Origin of the sequence: Streptomyces sp. NPDC049970 (assembly GCF_040660235.1) — a bacterium.
GTDB lineage: Bacteria > Actinomycetota > Actinomycetes > Streptomycetales > Streptomycetaceae > Streptomyces.
Window position 1 is genome coordinate 306233 of sequence record NZ_JBFALP010000003.1, and the last position, 18962, is coordinate 325194.

Genomic DNA, 18962 nt, shown 5'->3' on the forward strand with positions numbered 1-18962 from the left:
GTTTGGGAGGCTGTCCCCATGCGTCTGTTGATCGTGGAGGACGAGAAGCGCCTGGCGACGTCCCTGGCACGGGGGCTCACCGCCGAGGGCTTCGCCGTCGACGTCGTGCACGACGGCCTGGAGGGCCTGCACCTGGCCGGTGAGGGCGTCCACGACCTGGTGGTCCTCGACATCATGCTGCCCGGGATGAACGGCTACCGGATCTGCGCCGCGCTGCGCGCCGCCGGTCACGAGATGCCCATCCTGATGCTGACCGCCAAGGACGGGGAGTACGACGAGGCGGAGGGTCTCGACACCGGCGCCGACGACTATCTGACCAAGCCGTTCTCCTACGTCGTGCTGGTCGCCCGGGTCCGGGCCCTCCTGCGCCGACGCGGTGGTTCCGCCTCGCCGGTGCTGACCGCCGGCACGCTGCGGATGGACACCGCCGCCCGCCGGGTGCACCGGGGCGAGGACGAGATCGCTCTCACCGCCAAGGAGTTCGCCGTCCTGGAGCAACTGGTGCTGCGGGCCGGCGAGGTGGTCAGCAAGGCGGACATCCTGGAACACGTCTGGGACTTCGCCTACGACGGCGACCCGAACATCGTCGAGGTCTACGTCAGCACCCTGCGGCGCAAGCTCGGCGCCCCGTCGATCCGCACGGTCCGCGGCGCGGGCTACCGGCTGGAGGCGCTGTGAGGTCCGTACGGGCCAGGGCCGCGCTGGGGGCGACCCTCGTCGTCGCCGTGGCCCTGACGGCCGCGGGGCTGGCCGTCCTGCTGGTGCTGCGCGGCAACCTGACTGACCGGGCCGGTCTGGAGGCGGAGGTGGCCGCGCGTGAGGTGGCCGGACAACTCGCGCTGGACGTGCCGTACGCCGGACTGGACCTGGGCGACGAGGAGGTCCACCCCGTCCAGGTGACCGACGAAGCGGGGCGCGTGGTGGCCGTGTCGAAGGATCTGGAGGCCGTCTCGGGCACGGGGGTGACGCGGGTGGTGCCCGTGCCGTCGGCCGCCGCCCCGAGCGCCGGTGACGACGATGACGACGGTGGTGACGACGACGGGAACGACCCCGCCCGCCGCGAGGTCTCCTCCGACACACCGGACTTCACGAACGGCACCGCCACGGTCGACGGCGAGCGGGCCGACTACCGGTTCGCCGCGGTCGAGGTGACCACGTCGCGGGACGTCACGCTGACCGTCCACGCGGGCGCCCCGCTCGCGGCCGAACAGGAGGCCGTGAGCACCGTACGCACCTCCATGCTGACCGGGCTGCCCGTCCTGCTCCTCGTGGTCGCCGGGGTGACCTGGCTGGTCACCCGGCGCGCGCTGCGCCCGGTCGAGGGCATCCGGCGCGAGCTCGCCGCGATCACTGCCTCCGAGGACCTCGGCCGCCGGGTGCCCGAACCGGACTCGCGCGACGAGGTGGCACGGCTGGCCCGCACGACCAACGAGACCCTGACCGTGCTGGAGGCCTCGGTGGACCGGCAACGGCGCTTCGTCGCGGACGCCTCGCACGAGCTGCGCAGCCCGATCGCCTCGCTGCGCACCCAGTTGGAGGTGGGGGAGGCCCACCCGGAGCTGCTCGACGTGCCCGGAGCCGTCGCCGACACCGTCCGCCTGCAGGCGCTGGCCGCCGACCTGCTGCTGCTGGCCCGGCTGGACGCGGGGGAGCGCCCCGGGCGTACGGCGGTCGATCTGGGCACCCTGGTCCGTGAGGAGGTCTCCCGGCGCGCGGCGGACCGGATCGGACCCGCGGTGTCGGTACGGGACCCGGACGCGCTGGAAGTCACCGGCTCGCGGGCCCAGTTGGCCAGGGTCCTGGGCAACCTCCTCGACAACGCCGAACGCCACGCCGTGCGTTCGGTCGCGGTGTCGGTGCGGGCGGACCGGGGCGACGTGGTCGTGGAGGTCACCGACGACGGGGCCGGGGTGCCCGAGCCGGAGCGTGACCGGATCTTCGAGCGCTTCGTACGGCTGGACGACGCCCGCAGCCGTGACGACGGGGGAGCGGGGCTGGGCCTGGCCATCGCCCGCGACGTGGCCTCACGGCACGGGGGCACTCTCACGGCCGGCGCCGCCCGGGACGGCGGCGCCCGGTTCACCCTCCGGCTGCCCGGCGGGGCCGCGACGGACCCGGGGCGGCAGGCACGTAACGGCTGACGAGGGCTACGGCTTGCCGCGGTGGCCGCGCAGGTGGTCCGCGATCGGGGTCAGGGCGGCGTGCAGTTCGGCGAGTGCCTCGGGCGACAGCAGGTCCATGAAGTGCCTGCGCACCGAATCGACGTGGTGGGGCGCGACCTTGCGCATGGTCTCGGCGCCGAGGTCCGTGAGGACCGCGAACAGCCCGCGCCGGTCCGACTCGCAGTGCTGGCGCCGCACCAGGCCGGCGTTCTCCATGCGGGTGATCTGGTGCGAGAGCCTGCTCTTGGACTGCAGGGTGGCCGCGGCGAGGTCACTCATCCGCATGCGCTGCTCGTCCGACTCCGAGAGGTTGACCAGGATCTCGTAGTCGTTCATGGTCAGGCCGAACGGCTGGAGGTCCTTCTCCAGCTGGTGTGTCAGCAGCCTGCTGACGTCAAGGTGGGTGCGCCAGGCGCACTGCTCCGCGTCGTTCAGCCAGCGGGTGGCAGTCTCGGTCTCCATGTATGGATTCTACCTAAGATGTTGAAAGCCGGACGAAGTCGGGGAGTGTGACCCCTCGCACGCACTGCCGGGCGTCACACTCCGCAGACTATCGTTTACAGGCCGAAGCGACGCTGGAGGTCCCCCAGCTGACCGGGCATGCGGGGTGCGGAGCCGTGTTGACCGGCGCCGGGGCCGCTCCCCGGCACACCGGGCTCGTGGGGGACGGCGCCGGTCGCCTGTTCGGCCATCAGCACCTCCGTCGACTGGAGCAGCACGGTGCCCGCCCCGACGAACTCGAACTGGTGCTCCTCGCCCGAGGTGCCGCCGATCCCGGTGAGCGAGCGCAGCCCGCCCATCACCCCCGTCATGTAGCCGTGGTCGTAGTGGTGGCAGGGGGAGGGGCAGTCCGCCCAACCCACCAGCGCCTGCGGGTCCACCCGCACCGGCGGCTCCATGAAGACCACCGGACCGTTGGACGCGGCGACGAACTTCCCCGTCCCGATCAGGGTCAGGAAACCCGGCACGATCGACTGCTTGAGCGCCAGGGTCGGCTGGTACGCCAGGAGGTTGCCGGACCTGATCGTCAGGTTGCCGTCCTCCAGGTCGAAGGAGTTCACGTCGAACGCCCGGTCGGCGAGCAGCATCTTGCCGCTGCCCTCGGCCACCACCCAGTCGCTCACGTGCAGCGGGGAGTGGAAGCTCGTGCGGATCAGGCGCTCGAACCGGCCGTGCCCTATCCCGTTGAAGTCGATCTGCCCGTAGTAGGCGATCATCTTGCCCTTCTGCAGGAACCACTGGCTCCCCTTGAGCTCCACGCAGAAGGTGTACGCGTTGACGTTGTCGTCCGACGGCAGCGTCGTCGGATCCAGGATCACGGGCGTGCTCACAGCTTCTCCTCCGACGCCTGGACGTACACCGCTCCGCTGCCGCTGAGCTCCAGCTGGAACGCCTCACCGGAACCGCGCCCCACCATGTCCCGCCAGCCGAGCGCGGTGGACAGCTTGTTCGTCACGTCCCCGTGGTGGGCGACGTATGCCTGCGGGTCCACGTGCACCGGCCTCCCCGGGGTGATCGGCAGCTCGATCACCCCGCCGTGCGCCATCACGGCCACCGCGCCGTGTCCCTCGAGCGTGGTCGTGAACAGTCCCTGCCCGGTCACCTGGCCGCGCACCATGCCCATCACCCCGCCCTGCGAGCCCATGAACATCGTGCCCTGCCGGAGCGTCCCGTCGAAGGCGAGCAGCCGGTCGGCCTCCACGTAGAGGGTGTCGCCGGCCAGGCCGATCACCTGGATGTGATGGCCGCCGTGGCCGAACATCACCGTCCCGCTTCCCTCGACGGTCATCAGGGGCGCCGCCTCGTTCGCCACCCGCCGGCCGATCATCGAACCCAGGCCGCCCTGTCCGCCCTGGATGTTCGGGGTGAACGACACGTCGCCCCGGTACGCGAGCATCGCGCCGCGCTGGCTGTACATCTTCTGGCCGGGGGCCACCGTGGCCTCGACCATCTTCGAGTTGATCTCGCGGAACGGCATCAGACGTCGCCCCCCACGGTGTTCCGTTCGCTGGGCTGGACGTACACGAGGCCCTCGCCCTCGAAGCGGATCTGGAAGGACTCCCCGGAGCCCTCACCCATGATCGTCCGGAAGTTCACCCCGGACTGGAAGTGCTGCTGGAGCCTGCCCTGATGGGCGATGTAGGCGCCCGGATCGACGTTCAGCGGGTACTGCGGGGTCACCCGCAGCACCACGGCGGAGCCGTCCGACATGATCGCCGCCTGGCCGGTGCCCTCGACGGTGGTGGTGAAGAGGCCGTTGCCGGTCGCCCCGCCGCGCAGCCCCGTGAAGGTGGTGCCGGTACGCAGCCCCGCGTCGGTGGCCAGCAGATTGCTGGCCTCGACGTACAGCTTGTCGCCGTGCAGCGACACCAGGTTGATCTCGCTCGCGCGGTCGGCGAAATAGCAGGTGCCCTGCCCCTTCACCTCCATCATCACCATCTGCTCGCCGGTCAGGCGGCGGGTCACCATGCCGCGGATCCCCTCACCGCCGCCGGACATCTTCTTGAAGTCCATCCGGCCGTCGTACGCGACCATCGAGCCGTTCTTCGCCTTGACGGCATCGCCTGTCAGGTCGACGGCCAGTGTCTTGCTGCCTTGCAGTCGGAACATCGCCACGGTGCGACGTTAGCCGCAAGGGAGCCCGGCGGACAGGGCCCGGTGGCCGATCCCGACCCCGACGTGACCCTGATATGCGCCGATACGCGCAGCGGGGCCGGACAGGACCCCCTGCCCCCGCAGGCCGGGAGCGATGCCACAATGGCTGTGCTTGTGCCTGCGTTCACAAGCCGACACGCCCCTCCCACCGAAGGTGCCCTCGTGGACATCAAGACCGCTTCCGCCCTGCACCGGCTGCGCCTCATCTCGCTTCCCGAGGCGCTCTCCTTCCCGGCGCTGCTCATCTTCGGCTCGCTGCTCATGCGGGTCTCGGACATCGACTTCCTGATGCCGCCCCTCGGCGCGCTGCACGGCATCCTCTTCACGATCTACGTCATCTTCCTGGTGGACGTGTGGGTCAAGGCCAAGTGGCCCCTCAAGCGCGTCGCCCTGTTCTTCTTCCTCGCGGTCGTCCCCTTCGGCGGGCTCTACGGCGAGAGGCTGCTCAAGAAGTACGAGGCCGACGGCGTCATCGCCGCCCGCGCCCGCGCCGAGGGCAAGGTGAACGCGTGATCGTCGCCTTCTCAGTCAGTCCCCTGGGTGTCGGGGAGGACGTCGGCGAGTACGTCGCCGACGCCGTGCGCGTCGTCCGCGAGTCCGGACTGCCCAACCGCACGGACGCGATGTTCACCTCCGTCGAAGGTGAGTGGGACGAGGTCATGGACGTCGTCAAGCGCGCCGTCGCGGCCGTCGAGGCACGGGCGGGCCGCGTCTCGCTGGTGCTCAAGGCCGACATCAGGCCGGGTGTCACCGATGGCCTGACCTCCAAGGTCGAGACCGTGGAACGGCACCTCGCGGGCTGAGACCCGTCCGCCCGCCCCTCGGAACCCCCGCCGCCGTCACGCGCCGGGGGTTCTTCCGTTCGACGGAAGAAATCCGCTCACTCGGACCTGCCGGGTCGACACCCTGCCGGATCTCACCTTGTGTGGGGACACCGGCATATTCGACCGTTGGAGGAGCGATGCCGTCGGAGGGAAACGACCACGACGAACGCGGGCGGCCCGACAGGCGCCCCGTGACGGCGTACCGGACGCGGTACCTGGCTCCCGCCCCCGCCGGGAGGGGCCCGACGGGAACGGTCCTCCTGGCGGCGCTCGCCCCCGTGCTCACCGCGCTGCTGCTGCTCGGTGCCTTCCTCACGCGTGCGGCCGGGGACCGGTCCGCGCTCGCGGGCACCGTGGCGCTGGTCGCCCTCTGTCTGCTCGCGCCGGTCGTGCTCGTCAACGCGGTCCTGGTCGTCCACGCCATCCGGGTGGCGTCGGAGCCGGTACCCGCGGCACCCGAGCCGGGCACCCCGGTCGCCTTCCTCGTCACGCACCTTCCGGGAGAGGAGTCGCTCCCGGCGGTCCGGGCCGTGCTGGAGGGCGCCGTCCGGCTGCGGCATCCCGGGCCCCTGGACGTCTGGCTGCTCGACGACGGCGACGAACCCGAGGCCAGGATGCTCTGCGCCGAGCTCGGTGTGCACCACTTCACCCGCCGAGGGGTGCCCGAGTGGAACCAGGAGGAGGGTCCGCACCGGGCCGGGGCGGAGCACGGCAACCACAACGCCTGGGTCGCCAAGCACGGTGACGCCTACGTGCTCCTGGTCTCGGCCGCGCCCGGCCACGTCCCGGGCCCGGACCTCCTGGAACGGACGACGGGCTGCTTCCGGGACCCGGACACCGCCTTCGCCGTCGGTGCCCAGGTCCACGCGGACCACGGCCCGGAGCCGCGGCGGGCCTCCCTCCGGGCGCTGGCCCAGCGCGCGGGCAACCGCTACGGCGCCCCGCTGCTCGCCGGCACCGTCACCGTCGTACGGGTGGAGGCCCTGCGCCGGGCCGGAGGGTTCCGGGCCCCGGCCGCCCGTGACACGGCCACCGGCCTCGAGATCCACCGGCGCCGGAACCCGCTGACCGGCCGGTACTGGCGCTCCGTCCACACCCCGGGCGCACCGGGCGCCGGAGGGGCGTACGGTCTCCCGCAGGACGGATCGCGGGGGCTGCACCGGACTCTGCTGCCGCTGTACGGCAAGGCGCTGTTCCGGGTGCCGCCCGGCCGGCTCCTCGGCTACACGCTGCTGCTCCTCGACCGCCCCGTGGCGTACGCCGGCCCGGCGCTCTGCGCGCTGACCTGGCTGCTGTTCCCGATGAGCCCCTGGTCCGTGCTCGCCCTGCCCGCAGCCCTGCTGCCTGCCGTGACGCGGTCCCGCACGTTGCTGCGGGAGCGCCGGATCCGCGCGGAGCGCCCCGCCCGGGAGGCCGGGCAGGGCCGGACCGCCGCTGCCGCTAGAGGGAACTGACGGCGCGGGCAGGGCCGTTCGCTCAGGCCTCCTGGGCCGCGAGCGCGATGCCGAGCGGTGTGCGCTCGTACAGCACCTGGTGTCCGTACCGCCGGGAGGTGAGCAGGCCCGCCGCGCGCAGCACCGACAGGTGCGCCGACACGGAGGAGGGGGCGAGGGCGAGCCGGTGCGCCAGCGCGCTGGTCCCGGCCGGTTCGTCCAGGGCGCACAGCACGTCGGCGCGTGCCCTGCCCAGCAGCCGGGCGAGCGCGTCCGGTGTCCGGTCGGCGGCCCGTGTCCACAGGCCGCCGATCCCGCGTGCCGGGTAGATCACGGCCGGCTGCCAGGGCGGCTCGTGCCCGCCGACCACGTCCGGCCAGACGAAGACGCTGGGCATCAGGACGAGTCCCCGGCCGCCGAGCACCCGGGTGTGGTCGCCCCTGGTGCCGGCCACCGTCAGGGTCGAGTCCGTCCAGCGCAGCTGCGGGCTGATCTCGCCGAGCAGCCGCTCGAAGCCGACCTCGGCGAGGCGGCGTGAGTGGTAGGCGATGTCCGCTTCCAGCAGGGCGCGCAGCCGGGGCCAGTGCGGCTCGACCATGACCTGCCAGGCGCGCTCCAGCAGATCCGCCAGTTCGCGTACGGTCCGAGCCGGGTCGGCCAGCATGCGGCGTCCGGCGGGGGAGTCCGGTCTTCCCGCGAGTGCCTGCGCCATGTCGTCCCGTGCGACGCGCGGATCGACCGCGCGTACGCCCGCGATCTCCTCCTCGAACGTGGTGGCGGGACCCACGGGCGGCGGGGAGACGAAGTCGGGATTGTGTCCGCCGTCCGGCATGAGCAGCCACAGCGGGGTGAGGTCGAGCGCCGCCGCGTCCTCGCGGATACGGCGCAGCCAGGGCAGGTGGTAGCCGTGCGCCCCGGGGTGCGCCAGGAGCCGTACGGCGGCCTGGGTCTCCCAGAGCGGCGAGAGCGCGAATCGGCAGCGCAGCAGATCGCTCTCGCCGAAGTGCAGGTGGAACGGCATGGACCCACTCGACTTTCGGCGTCAGCCGAAAGTCTACGCACAGCCGGGCCCCTTCCCCCACGCTGCGTCCATGCCGAGCGACACCTCCACCCCGGCGGGCGACCCCCGCGACACCTCCACCGCCACCGCCACCGCCGACGACCCGTCCGGGGCCGGCCCGGGGCGCCCCCGCCCCGTTCCGCCCCCTCGCGAGGCGGGCTACCGTGCCGTGTTCGCCGTACGGGAGTTCCGGGCGGTCTTCGCCGCCCACCTGCTCTCCCTGCTGGGCGTCGTCGTCAGCGAACTCGCGCTCACCGTCCTCGTCTACGACCTCACCGGCTCGCCACTGCTCTCCGCCCTCACCTTCGCGCTCGGCTTCCTCCCGTACATCGTGGGCGGCACCCTCTTCGCCGGGGTGGCCGACCGCTACCCCGCCCGGCGGGTGCTCGTCGCCTGCGACCTGGTCTGCGCCGGCTGCGTGGCCGTGATGGTGCTTCCCGGCACCCCCGTCGGCGGCCTCCTCGCGCTGCGCTGCCTGGTCGCGGCGGTCGCGCCCGTCTTCACCGGGACGCGGACCGCCGCCCTCACGGACATCCTCGGTGAGGGGCCGCTCTACGTACTCGGGCGCTCGCTGCTGCGTCTCGTCTCGCAGAGCGCCCTGCTCATCGGCTTCGGCGCCGGCGGGGTGCTGCTCGCGGCACTGTCCCCCCGCGGGGCGATCACCGTCACCGTGGTCACGTTCCTCTGCTCGGCCGCGCTCCTGCGCCTCGGCACCCGCGCGCGCCCCGCCCGCACCGGGGCGGGCGACGGCGGAGCGCTGCTGAAGGAGTCGCTCGCCGGGGCGCGCGCCGTCCTCGGCGACCGCGAGATCAGGGGGCTGCTGCTCCTCTTCTGGGTGCCCGCGTTCTTCGTGGTCGCCCCGGAGGCGCTCGCCGCCCCGTACGCGGACGCGATCGGCGCCGGACCCGCCGCACTCGGTCTGATGATGTGCGCGATGGCCGTGGGCCACATCGGCGCCGAGGTGTACGCGGGGACCGTCCTCGGCCCGCGCGCCCGCTCCCGGATCGTGCTGCCGGTGGCGGCCGCCGGGCTGCTGCCCCTGGTGCTGTACGCCTCCCGCCCGGGCACGGCCCTCTCCCTGGCGGTCCTCGTGCTGGCCGGCGCCGGTGCGGCGTACGTCATCGGGCTCGACCAGTGGTTCGTCGAGGCGGTGCCCGAGCACCTCAGGGGCCGGGCGATGACCCTGCTCACCGCCGGTCTGATGACGGTCCAGGGGCTCGGGATGGCCCTCGCAGGGCTCGCCGCGGAGTTCCTCCCGGTGCACCAGGTGGTCGCCTGCTCGGGCGCGGTCGGCACCGTCTGCACGGTCCTGCTCGCCCTGGAGGTGCGTAGAACGCGCGTCCGGTACCGAAGTGCGAGACAGGCATGACCGACATGTGACCAGTGGGTAAGGTCGTGCCGTGCCGAAGCCGCTCAGCCTCCCCTTCGACCCCATCGCCCGCGCCGAGGAACTCTGGCACCGGCGTTGGGGGCCGGTGCCCTCGATGGGCGCGATCACCTCGATCATGCGCGCGCAGCAGATCCTGCTGGCGGAGGTGGACGCGGTGGTCAAGCCGTACGGCCTGACCTTCGCCCGCTACGAGGCACTGGTCCTGCTCACCTTCTCCCAGGCCGGTGAGCTGCCGATGTCCAAGATCGGCGAGCGGCTGATGGTGCACCCGACCTCCGTGACCAACACCGTGGACCGGCTGGTGCGGTCGGGTCTCGTCGACAAGCGACCCAACCCCAACGACGGGCGCGGAACCCTCGCCTCGATCACGGACAGGGGCCGCGAGGTGGTTGAGGCGGCGAGCCAGGACCTGATGGCGATGGACTTCGGGCTGGGGGCGTACGACGAGGAGGAGTGCGCCGAGATCTTCGCGATGCTGCGCCCGCTGCGGGTCGCCGCCCAGGACTTCGAGGACCGCTAGAAGGCCGGGCGCGGTGCCGCGGTCGCGAGGGGCAGGGTGCCGCAAGATCGCCCGGGTCGTCCGGTTACGCTCGATGCCATGAAACGCAGTGTGCTGACCCGCTACCGGGTGATGGCCTACGTCACCGCCGTCATGCTGTTGATCCTGTGCCTCTGCATGGTCTTCAAGTACGGCTTCGACACCGGTGAGGGTCTGACGCTCGTCGTCTCGCAGATCCACGGTGTCCTCTACATCATCTACCTGATCTTCGCCTTCGACCTCGGTTCCAAGGCGAAGTGGCCGGTCGGCAAGCTGCTCTGGGTACTGGTCTCCGGCACGATCCCCACCGCCGCGTTCTTCGTCGAGCGCAAGGTGGCCAAGGAGGTCGAGCCGCTGATCACCGACGGCTCCCCGCAGGCCGTCAAGGCCTGAACCGCGCCACCCGAACCGCCCCGCGCGAAGCGCCGGGCGGTTTGCCATCGACATTTACTAGGACGTCCTAGTAAATTCGTACCATGGACGCTCACGCGATCGAGGAAGGCCGCCGGCGCTGGCAGGCCCGTTACGACAAGGCCCGCAAGCGCGACGCGGACTTCACCACGCTCTCCGGGGACCCGGTGGAGCCCGTGTACGGGCCCCGCCCCGGCGATGCGTACGAGGGATTCGAACGGATCGGCTGGCCCGGCGAGTACCCCTTCACCCGGGGACTGCACCCCACCGGCTACCGGGGCCGCACCTGGACCATCCGCCAGTTCGCCGGCTTCGGGAACGCCGAGCAGACCAACGCGCGCTACAAGACCATCCTGGCCAACGGCGGCGGCGGACTCAGCGTCGCCTTCGACATGCCGACCCTGATGGGGCGCGACTCCGACGACGCCCGCTCGCTGGGCGAGGTCGGCCACTGCGGCGTCGCCATCGACTCCGCCGCGGACATGGAGGTCCTCTTCCAGGACATCCCGCTCGGCGACGTCACCACCTCGATGACGATCAGCGGGCCCGCCGTCCCCGTCTTCTGCATGTACCTGGTCGCCGCGGAGCGGCAGGGCGTCGACCCCGCCGTGCTCAACGGCACGCTCCAGACCGACATCTTCAAGGAGTACATCGCGCAGAAGGAGTGGCTCTTCCAGCCCGAGCCCCATCTGCGCCTCATCGGCGACCTGATGGAGCACTGCGCCCGCGACATCCCCGCCTACAAGCCGCTCTCGGTGTCCGGCTACCACATCCGCGAGGCGGGTTCCACGGCCGCGCAGGAGCTCGCGTACACCCTCGCCGACGGTTTCGGCTACGTCGAACTCGGGCTCTCCCGAGGCCTCGACGTCGACGCCTTCGCGTCCGGCCTCTCCTTCTTCTTCGACGCGCACCTCGACTTCTTCGAGGAGATCGCCAAGTTCCGCGCGGCCCGTCGCATCTGGGCCCGCTGGATGAAGGAGACGTACGGCGCGAAGACCGACAAGGCGCAGTGGCTCCGCTTCCACACCCAGACCGCGGGCGTCTCGCTCACCGCCCAGCAGCCGTACAACAACGTCGTGCGCACCGCGGTGGAAGCCCTCTCCGCCGTCCTCGGCGGGACCAACTCGCTGCACACCAACGCCCTGGACGAGACCCTCGCGCTCCCCTCCGAGCAGGCGGCCGAGATCGCGCTGCGCACCCAGCAGGTGCTCATGGAGGAGACCGGCGTCGCCAACGTCGCGGACCCGCTGGGCGGTTCGTGGTACGTCGAGCAGCTCACCGACCGGATCGAGGCCGACGCCGAGAGGATCTTCGAGCAGATCAAGGAGCGGGGCACCCGTGCCCACCCGGACGGCAAGCACCCCATCGGGCCGATGACCTCGGGGATCCTGCGCGGCATCGAGGACGGCTGGTTCACCGGGGAGATCGCCGAGTCGGCCTTTCGGTACCAGCAGTCGCTGGAGAAGGACGAGAAGCGCGTCGTCGGCGTCAACGTCCACCACGGGTCCGTCACGGGTGACCTGGAGATCCTGCGCGTCAGCCACGAGGTGGAACGGGACCAGGTGCGCGGGCTCACCGCGCGCAGGGAGGGCCGCGACGACGCGCGGGTCCGTGGGGCGCTGGACGCGATGCTGGCCTCCGCGCGCGACGGTTCGAACATGATCGCGCCGATGCTGGAGGCCGTACGGGCCGAGGCGACCCTGGGCGAGATCTGCGGGGTGCTGCGCGACGAGTGGGGCGTCTACACGGAGCCGCCCGGCTTCTGAGGCCGTATCAGCCCTCGGGGGATTCCTCGGGAGAGGACGCGGCTCCCAGTCCCGAGAGCAGCAGCAGGGTGAAGCGCTGGGCCCAGTCGGCGTCGACGGGCTCGGCGCTCACCAGTGCCCGGTGCACCACCGCGCCGGCGATCACGTCGAAGATCAGGTCGACGGTGCGGGCCGCCACCGCGGGGTCGGGTTCCAGGGGCAGTTCCCCGCGCTCCTCGGCCCGCTCGCGACCCTGCAGGACCAGCCGCTTCTGCCGGGCCACGATCGAGTTGCGTATGCGGTCCCGCAGGGCCTCGTCGCGTGTCGACTCCGCGACGACCGCCATCAGCGCCGTCTTGGTCTCCGGCCGCTCCAGCAGCGCGGCGAACTGGAGCACCACGGCCTCCACGTCGGCCGCCAGGCTGCCCAGGTCGGGGAGTTCCAGTTCGTCGAAGAGGACGGCGACCGCGTCCACGACCAGTTCGTTCTTGCCGGCCCAGCGGCGGTACAGGGTCGTCTTGGCGACCCCGGCCCGCGTCGCCACGTCGCCCATCGTCAACTTCGACCAGCCGAGGTCGACGAGGGAAGCACGCGTCGCCTCCAGGATCGCGGCGTCGGCCTCGGGCTTGCGAGGACGTCCGGATCGGGCGGGTTCGGTAGGGCTGCGGCTCAGCATGGGCAGACCATACCGGCCAGTAAGTACAGCTGACCGGCCCCGGAGCCCGTGAGACAGATCACCGCGTGCTCTTGCCCCGGAGGGGGGCCGGACAGTTACGCTACGGGTCGTAGCGTAAGAAGCGACGGTCCGCCGTCGTCGCGCCACGACCGATCGACAACCACAGGCACCGGGTGGGGACCCGGAGCCGACCGCGGGGTTTTCAGGGCCTCGGGACCGCTTCCGTCCACGCGCCGCGCACGCCGGCACGGCTGTGGACGGGGGTGGTTCGCGGATCGCTTTTCGCAGCAGCGCGCGCAGGGGGGAGGATGTACGCATGCAGCCTAGGAACATGTCCATGAGCGGCGTCGTCGACCTCGCCGCTGTGAAGGCGGCCGGCGAGGCCAAGGTGAAGGCCGAGCAGGCCCGCGCGGAGTCCGCCCGGCAGGGTGGCCCCGGTGCCGTGTCGCCCGCCTCCCTGGTGATCGACGTCGACGAGGCGGGCTTCGAGAACGACGTCCTCCAGCGCTCCGCCGAAGTCCCGGTCGTCATCGACTTCTGGGCCGAGTGGTGCGAGCCGTGCAAGCAGCTCGGTCCGCTCCTGGAGCGCCTCGCCGTCGAGTACAACGGCCGCTTCCTGCTGGCCAAGGTCGATGTCGACGCCAACCAGATGCTGATGCAGCAGTTCGGGATCCAGGGCATCCCGGCGGTCTTCGCCGTGGTTGCCGGGCAGGCCCTCCCGCTCTTCCAGGGGGCGGCCCCCGAGAGCCAGATCCGCCAGACGCTCGACCAGCTGATCCAGGTCGGTGAGGAGCGGTTCGGACTCACCGGGATCGTCGTCGACGCGGACGCGGAGGCCGGTGACGCAGAGAGCGTTCCCGCCGAGGTGCCCGCCGGACCGTACGACGCGCTGCTGGAGGCCGCCGCGCAGGCACTGGACGCCAACGACTTCGACGGCGCGGTCCGGGCGTACAGGAGCGTGCTGGCCGACGATCCGGTCAATACCGAGGCCAAGCTGGGCCTCGCCCAGGCCGAGCTGCTCGGCCGTGTCGCGGGTCTGGACGCGCAGCAGGTCCGCAAGGAGGCCGCGGAGAACCCGGCCCAGCCCGCCGCGCAACTGGCCGCGGCCGATCTGGACCTCGTGGGCGGCCACGTCGAGGACGCCTTCGGGCGGCTCGTCGAGACGGTCCGCCGCAACTTCGGTGACGACCGCGACGCGGTACGGCTGCGGCTCCTGGAACTCTTCGAGGTGATCGGCCCCGACGATCCCCGGGTCGTCGCCGCCCGGACCGCGTTGGCGCGCGTCTTGTTCTGATGTGACAACACGGCCGTGGAGCCCGCCGGGCACCACGGCCGTTTTCGCGGGCGGACGACAACGAATGCCTGCGCTTTACCAAAACTTGACAAAAGTACGCGCTGTTACTGGCAGTAAAGCGCCCCCTTGGTTCTGTCCGGTTCAGGGGCGGATTTTCCCCATTCGCACGCCCCTTCGGTGCCACCCTGTGTGGCCGGACGGTACCCCCATGTCGTGTCCTGGTTATCGGGCCGTTACTAGCGAGTAACGACCCCCCTTGTGTCACGGCCGCGAATGCACCACGATCGGCCACGCTCGGTCCAATACCCACCGGCCCGACGTCAGTCGCGCAGGTGGGTCCAGTTGGGTCCCCACCGGGTGTTCGGCGGCAGTGGCGCCGAACGCGGACAGGGGGGTTCCTGCCCCTGGGCAGGGCCTGTCCGGAAACCGGCCGCGCAGACGCGCGGCCAGTGGTTGTCGCTCGGGGGTGATCGCCGGTGATTCGGATGCGGTACGCGCCTCCGGTCCGGGCGCTCTCCTTCCCGAGGACGTAGCACTTCTCCCATCCCAGGGCGGGCACGATGCCCGTACCGGAGATGTACGTCCGAGAAGGAGGAAATTGATGATTTCGCAGGTTCGCGGTGGTACCAGATGGAAGCGTTTCGCTCTGGTCATGGTGCCGAGCGTCGTCGCGACCGCCGCAGTCGGCGTCGGCCTGGCGCAGGGTGCGCTCGCCGCGTCGTTCAGCGTGTCCGGTCAGAGCTTCAAGGTCAGTACCGACAAGCTCGTCGGTAAGGACTTCGTCCAGTACGGCAGCGTCGCTGTCGGCAAGGACCTCAAGGGCAACGACGCCGCTCACCCGGTTGCCGTCTCCGGCTTCAGCAGCGCCACGATCACCAACATGTGCCAGTCGGTGGTCACGCCTGACCTGCCCTTCGGTCTCGGCAGCGTCAGCCTGCAGCTGAGCGCGGGCACCGACCCGAAGAAGCCTGTCGAGGCGACGAACCTGTACCTCGACGTGGCCCAGCTCGACGCGGACGCGTACTTCGAGAAGATCGACATCGGCGTCGCCGCCGGTTCGATGGGTAAGCCCGGTATCCAGTCCGGCACCGAGAAGGCCGTCAACCCGAACGGCTTCGCGCAGCGCGCCGAGACGGCGACGCTGAGCAACGTGGAGCAGACGGCGTGGGCGACCACCGCCGGCACCTTCAAGCTCAGCAACCTGAGCCTGAAGCTCCACAAGGGCGTCAAGGAGTGCTTCTAAGCACTCGCCCGGGTGGCCGGAGTGTTCCCTGCGGACCTCCGGCCGCCCACCCCTTCTCTTCTCACAGAAGTACCGGTTCCAGGGAGCTGTTTTCCATGAGCCCCGAGTCCACAGGGCAGAACGAGCACCACCTCACCGTCTACCGGCGGGGATTCCGCACCTGGCGGGGTAACCGGCCGTTCTGGGCGGGCCTTTTCACCATCCTGGGTGGTGTACCCATCGCGTACTTCCCGTACGCCAACATGCACCTCGGCAACATGACGATCGCGATGTCGACCACCGCGGGTGCGGGATCGCTGATCATCGGGGTCCTGCTCGTCACGCTGGGCCTCACCATGTGGTTCCACTCCATCGTCAGGGTGTTCGCCGGTGTCGCGGCGATCCTGCTCGCGCTGATCTCCATACCCGTCGCCAACATAGGCGGCTTCGTCGTCGGCTTCGTCTTCTCGCTCCTCGGCGGAGCCCTCTCCATCGCCTGGGTACCCGGCGACGCGAAGGGCGCCCGGGACACCGGGCACGCGGAGTCGTTCGAGGCCCGTGAGGCGCGGACACCCGAGGCCGACGACACCGCGACGCACGAGTACGGCCACGAGTTCCAGGGGACCTCGGCCGCCCCGCAGCCGATGCGCTTCGACGGTGCGGTCGAGGCCGACGGAGGGAGGCATCGTGCGGTCTGACGAAGGCCGGATCAACGACTTGGGGCAGGACGCCCCGGAGCGAAGAGGGCCCCGCCACGCGGCCCCCAGGAAATCGCTGATGACGAAGCTGCACATGCCCGCGGGCAAGAAGGCGTTCGCGCTCGCCGCGATGCCGACCGCCGTCTTCGTCGGAATGGGTCTCACCCCGAAGCTCGCGATGGCCGACGACAGTTCGGACATCCCGTTCGCCGCCGGCCCCTGTGTGACCCGCTCCGACGAGCCGGCCGAGTCGCAGGAGCCCGAGGCGAAGCCGACCCCGACCGCCACAGCGTCCGGCGATGCGGGCAAGGACGATGCGGGCAAGGACGACGGCGGCAAGGACGACGCCGCCGAGACGCCGAAGCCCTCGGCGAGTGCGAGCGCGTCCGGGGAGGGCACGTCCGAGGAGACCCCTGAGGACAAGGCCGCCCCGTCGGCCACTCCCACGCCCACCAAGTCGAAGAACCCGCTCGACCCGCTCGGTGTCGGCGACGCCCTCAAGGACCTCTTCGACGGACCGGACAAGGAGACGGCCGAGCCGTCCCCCAGCGCCACCACGGAGACCCCGAAGCCGTCGGAGAGCGCCCCCGCGACCACCGAGCCGGTGGAGAAGGCCACGGAGGCGGCGAAGGACACGGTCGACAAGACCACCGACGCCATCCGCGAGGCGGCCGAGAAGGCGGGCAAGGACGTCGAGGAGCTCGACGACGACGTCAAGGGCCTCGACCCGGTCAAGGACAAGGACATCCCGGACGGCGCCAAGGAGCGCTTCCCCTGCCCGACCTCCGACCCGAAGGCGCTCGCCGCGGCCGACCTGGAGCAGGGCATCCCGCTGCTCCCGGACGACCCGTGGATCCTGGAGAGCTCGAAGCTCACCCTCACCGGCCTCGACTACGCGGGCATCGTCGAGGTGAAGACGTACAGCGGCAAGGTCAAGAAGGTCCTGAAGTTCACCGCGGACTCCATCGACATCAAGGACCTGCACCAGCTGACGACCGGTCCGGCCGGTACCACCGGGCACGTCAAGGCGGAGGGGGGCTCGACCTCCACCATCCGCAACGGCACGGTGACCCTGTACACGGAGGAGCTGAAGGGCAACCTCTTCGGCATCATCCCGATCACCTTCAGCCCGGAGACCCCGCCGCCGCTGAACGTGCCCTTCGCCTTCTTCACGAACGTCAAGGTGACCCAGGCCGGCCAGTTCGGCGGCTCGCTCAAGGTCCCCGGCCTGCAGAACTACTTCACCGGCGGCAACAGCTGACCGGTGGTCCGGACCCGTCCGGGAGCCGCAGACCGGCTGTGGCCCGCATCCCCGTTCCCACGGGGGTGCGGGCCGCAGCCGTGTGCCGGGCGGGTCAGTCGCGCTTCTCGCCGCCCAGGTGGTGGACCCGGACCATGTTCGTGGTGCCGGCGACACCGGGGGGCGAGCCGGCGGTCATCACCATGACGTCGCCGGTGCTGTAGCGGTTCAGCTTCAGGAGCTCCTCGTCGACCAGGTCGACCATCGCGTCCGTGTTGTTCACGTGCGGCACCACGTGGGACTCGACGCCCCAGCTGAGCGCGAGCTGGTTGCGGGTGGACTCGTCCGTGGTGAAGGCCAGGATCGGCTGCGCGGCGCGGTAGCGCGAGAGGCGGCGGGCGGTGTCACCGGACGAGGTGAACGCGACCAGTGCCTTGCCGTCGAGGAAGTCCGCGATCTCGGCGGCGGCGCGTGCCACCGAACCGCCCTGTGTACGCGGCTTCTTGCCCTGCACGAGAGGCTGGAGGCCCTTGGACAGGAGCTCCTCCTCGGCGGCGACGACGATCTTCGACATCGTCTTGACCGTCTCGATCGGGTACGCGCCGACGGACGACTCCGCCGACAGCATGACCGCGTCCGCGCCGTCCAGGATCGCGTTGGCGACGTCGGACGCCTCGGCGCGGGTCGGCCGCGAGTTGGTGATCATCGACTCCATCATCTGGGTCGCCACGATCACCGGCTTGGCGTTGCGGCGGCACAGCTCGATGAGGCGCTTCTGCACCATCGGGACCTTCTCGAGCGGGTACTCGACGGCGAGGTCGCCGCGGGCCACCATCACACCGTCGAAGGCGGCGACGACGCCCTCCATGTGCTCGACCGCCTGCGGCTTCTCGACCTTGGCGATGACGGGGACCCGGCGGCCCTCCTCGTCCATCACCTTGTGCACGTCCTTGACGTCCTCGGCGTCCCGGACGAAGGAGAGCGCGACCAGGTCGCAGCCCATCCGCAGGGCGAACCGGAGGTCGTCGACGTCCTTCTCCGACAGTGCGGGGACGTTGACCGCCGCGCCGGGCAGGTTGATGCCCTTGTGGTCGGAGATGACACCGCCCTCGATGACGATCGTCGTGACCCGGGGGCCGTCGACGGAGACGACCTTCAGCTCGACGTTGCCGTCGTTGATCAGGATCGGGTCACCCTTGGTGACGTCGCCGGGCAGCCCCTTGTAGGTGGTGCCGCACACCGACTTGTCGCCGGGCACGTCCTCGGAGGTGATGACGAACTCGTCCCCGCGGACCAGCTCGACCGGCCCCTCGGCGAACTTCCCGAGGCGGATCTTCGGCCCCTGGAGGTCGGCGAGCACGCCGACGGCGCGGCCACTCTCGGCGGCGGCCTTGCGGACCCTGTCGTAACGGCCTTGGTGCTCCTCGTGGGTACCGTGACTGAAGTTGAAACGGGCCACGCTCATGCCGGCCTCGATCAGAGCGACGAGCTGCTCATGGGAGTCGACGGCGGGACCGAGGGTGCAGACGATTTTGGAACGGCGCATGAGGCGGATCCTATCGGTTTGTTTCAGTGCGGAATATTCCGTCTGGTGGAAGATACAAAGGGGCGCGG

General features: G+C 70.9%; 20 protein-coding genes. 13 read left to right on the forward strand and 7 right to left on the reverse strand.

The window, feature by feature from the left end:
- Nucleotides 1-18 precede the first annotated feature (18 nt).
- The gene (locus tag AB0I83_RS07665) at nucleotides 19-678 is read left to right on the forward strand and encodes a response regulator transcription factor (protein WP_356530914.1); all 660 of its coding nucleotides are present in this window, start codon (nucleotides 19-21) and stop codon (nucleotides 676-678) included.
- Nucleotides 675-2141, forward strand: coding sequence for an ATP-binding protein (locus AB0I83_RS07670; protein WP_363303949.1), 1467 nt, complete (start codon nucleotides 675-677; stop codon nucleotides 2139-2141). The genes AB0I83_RS07665 and AB0I83_RS07670 overlap by 4 nt, the downstream gene beginning before the upstream one ends.
- 6 nt (nucleotides 2142-2147) lie before the next feature.
- On the opposite strand, the gene AB0I83_RS07675 is transcribed toward AB0I83_RS07670, so the two are convergent.
- The 4 genes from AB0I83_RS07675 to AB0I83_RS07690 form a co-directional block, all read right to left on the reverse strand.
- Complete coding sequence (locus AB0I83_RS07675) at nucleotides 2148-2624, reverse strand: MarR family transcriptional regulator (protein WP_356530917.1); 477 nt, start codon at nucleotides 2622-2624, stop codon at nucleotides 2148-2150.
- Nucleotides 2625-2719: 95 nt separating this feature from the next.
- Nucleotides 2720-3493, reverse strand: a complete 774-nt coding sequence (locus AB0I83_RS07680) for an AIM24 family protein (protein ID WP_363303951.1) — start codon at nucleotides 3491-3493, stop codon at nucleotides 2720-2722.
- Nucleotides 3490-4140, reverse strand: coding sequence for an AIM24 family protein (locus AB0I83_RS07685; RefSeq protein ID WP_363303952.1), 651 nt, complete (start codon nucleotides 4138-4140; stop codon nucleotides 3490-3492). Before AB0I83_RS07685 ends, AB0I83_RS07680 begins: the two co-directional genes overlap by 4 nt.
- Nucleotides 4140-4772 carry an AIM24 family protein gene (locus AB0I83_RS07690; RefSeq protein ID WP_356839767.1) on the reverse strand — a complete coding sequence of 211 codons (633 nt, stop codon included), beginning with the start codon at nucleotides 4770-4772 and terminating at the stop codon, nucleotides 4140-4142. The genes AB0I83_RS07685 and AB0I83_RS07690 overlap by 1 nt, the downstream gene beginning before the upstream one ends.
- Before the next feature lie 207 nt (nucleotides 4773-4979).
- On the opposite strand from AB0I83_RS07690, the gene AB0I83_RS07695 reads away from it, so the two are divergent.
- The 3 genes from AB0I83_RS07695 to AB0I83_RS07705 all read left to right on the forward strand — a co-directional run bounded on the left by AB0I83_RS07695 (nucleotide 4980) and on the right by AB0I83_RS07705 (nucleotide 7095).
- Nucleotides 4980-5330 (forward strand): DUF3817 domain-containing protein, encoded by a 351-nt coding sequence (locus AB0I83_RS07695; protein ID WP_356530920.1) that lies wholly within the window; start codon nucleotides 4980-4982, stop codon nucleotides 5328-5330.
- Entirely contained in the window at nucleotides 5327-5620 is a 294-nt protein-coding gene (locus tag AB0I83_RS07700; protein ID WP_031091528.1) for an MTH1187 family thiamine-binding protein, read from the forward strand. Before AB0I83_RS07695 ends, AB0I83_RS07700 begins: the two co-directional genes overlap by 4 nt.
- A gap of 158 nt (nucleotides 5621-5778) precedes the next feature.
- On the forward strand, nucleotides 5779-7095 hold the full coding sequence (locus AB0I83_RS07705) for a glycosyl transferase (RefSeq protein ID WP_363303953.1): 1317 nt from the start codon (nucleotides 5779-5781) through the stop codon (nucleotides 7093-7095).
- A gap of 22 nt (nucleotides 7096-7117) precedes the next feature.
- Here the strand turns inward: AB0I83_RS07705 and AB0I83_RS07710 are convergent, their stop codons facing one another.
- On the reverse strand, nucleotides 7118-8095 hold the full coding sequence (locus AB0I83_RS07710) for a DUF5937 family protein (RefSeq protein ID WP_363303954.1): 978 nt from the start codon (nucleotides 8093-8095) through the stop codon (nucleotides 7118-7120).
- A gap of 70 nt (nucleotides 8096-8165) precedes the next feature.
- Here AB0I83_RS07710 and AB0I83_RS07715 point away from each other — a divergent pair, with 70 nt between their 5' ends.
- The 4 genes from AB0I83_RS07715 (at nucleotide 8166) to AB0I83_RS07730 (ending at nucleotide 12239) form a co-directional block, all read left to right on the forward strand.
- Nucleotides 8166-9503 carry an MFS transporter gene (locus tag AB0I83_RS07715; RefSeq protein ID WP_363303955.1) on the forward strand — a complete coding sequence of 446 codons (1338 nt, stop codon included), beginning with the start codon at nucleotides 8166-8168 and terminating at the stop codon, nucleotides 9501-9503.
- A gap of 31 nt (nucleotides 9504-9534) precedes the next feature.
- The gene (locus AB0I83_RS07720) at nucleotides 9535-10044 is read left to right on the forward strand and encodes a MarR family transcriptional regulator (protein ID WP_356530925.1); all 510 of its coding nucleotides are present in this window, start codon (nucleotides 9535-9537) and stop codon (nucleotides 10042-10044) included.
- 78 nt (nucleotides 10045-10122) lie between these two features.
- A complete protein-coding gene (locus tag AB0I83_RS07725; protein ID WP_363303956.1) occupies nucleotides 10123-10455 on the forward strand; it encodes a DUF3817 domain-containing protein in 333 nt (110 codons plus the stop codon).
- An 83-nt stretch (nucleotides 10456-10538) separates the two neighbouring features.
- Nucleotides 10539-12239, forward strand: a complete 1701-nt coding sequence (locus tag AB0I83_RS07730) for a methylmalonyl-CoA mutase family protein (RefSeq protein WP_356530929.1) — start codon at nucleotides 10539-10541, stop codon at nucleotides 12237-12239.
- Between the two features lie 7 nt (nucleotides 12240-12246).
- Here AB0I83_RS07730 and AB0I83_RS07735 read toward each other — a convergent pair whose 3' ends face one another.
- Nucleotides 12247-12894, reverse strand: coding sequence for a TetR/AcrR family transcriptional regulator (locus AB0I83_RS07735; RefSeq protein WP_363303958.1), 648 nt, complete (start codon nucleotides 12892-12894; stop codon nucleotides 12247-12249).
- 316 nt (nucleotides 12895-13210) lie between these two features.
- On the opposite strand from AB0I83_RS07735, the gene AB0I83_RS07740 reads away from it, so the two are divergent.
- From AB0I83_RS07740 to AB0I83_RS07755, 4 genes are all read left to right on the forward strand, one after another.
- On the forward strand, nucleotides 13211-14188 hold the full coding sequence (locus AB0I83_RS07740) for a tetratricopeptide repeat protein (RefSeq protein ID WP_363303959.1): 978 nt from the start codon (nucleotides 13211-13213) through the stop codon (nucleotides 14186-14188).
- Between the two features lie 601 nt (nucleotides 14189-14789).
- Nucleotides 14790-15431 (forward strand): DUF6230 family protein, encoded by a 642-nt coding sequence (locus AB0I83_RS07745; RefSeq protein WP_356530932.1) that lies wholly within the window; start codon nucleotides 14790-14792, stop codon nucleotides 15429-15431.
- A gap of 95 nt (nucleotides 15432-15526) precedes the next feature.
- A complete protein-coding gene (locus tag AB0I83_RS07750) occupies nucleotides 15527-16108 on the forward strand; it encodes a DUF6114 domain-containing protein (protein WP_363303960.1) in 582 nt (193 codons plus the stop codon).
- Nucleotides 16098-17369, forward strand: coding sequence for a hypothetical protein (locus tag AB0I83_RS07755; protein WP_363303961.1), 1272 nt, complete (start codon nucleotides 16098-16100; stop codon nucleotides 17367-17369). The genes AB0I83_RS07750 and AB0I83_RS07755 overlap by 11 nt, the downstream gene beginning before the upstream one ends.
- A gap of 94 nt (nucleotides 17370-17463) precedes the next feature.
- Here the strand turns inward: AB0I83_RS07755 and pyk are convergent, their stop codons facing one another.
- Nucleotides 17464-18894 carry a pyruvate kinase gene (pyk, locus tag AB0I83_RS07760; protein ID WP_356530936.1) on the reverse strand — a complete coding sequence of 477 codons (1431 nt, stop codon included), beginning with the start codon at nucleotides 18892-18894 and terminating at the stop codon, nucleotides 17464-17466.
- Nucleotides 18895-18962: the final 68 nt, after the last annotated feature.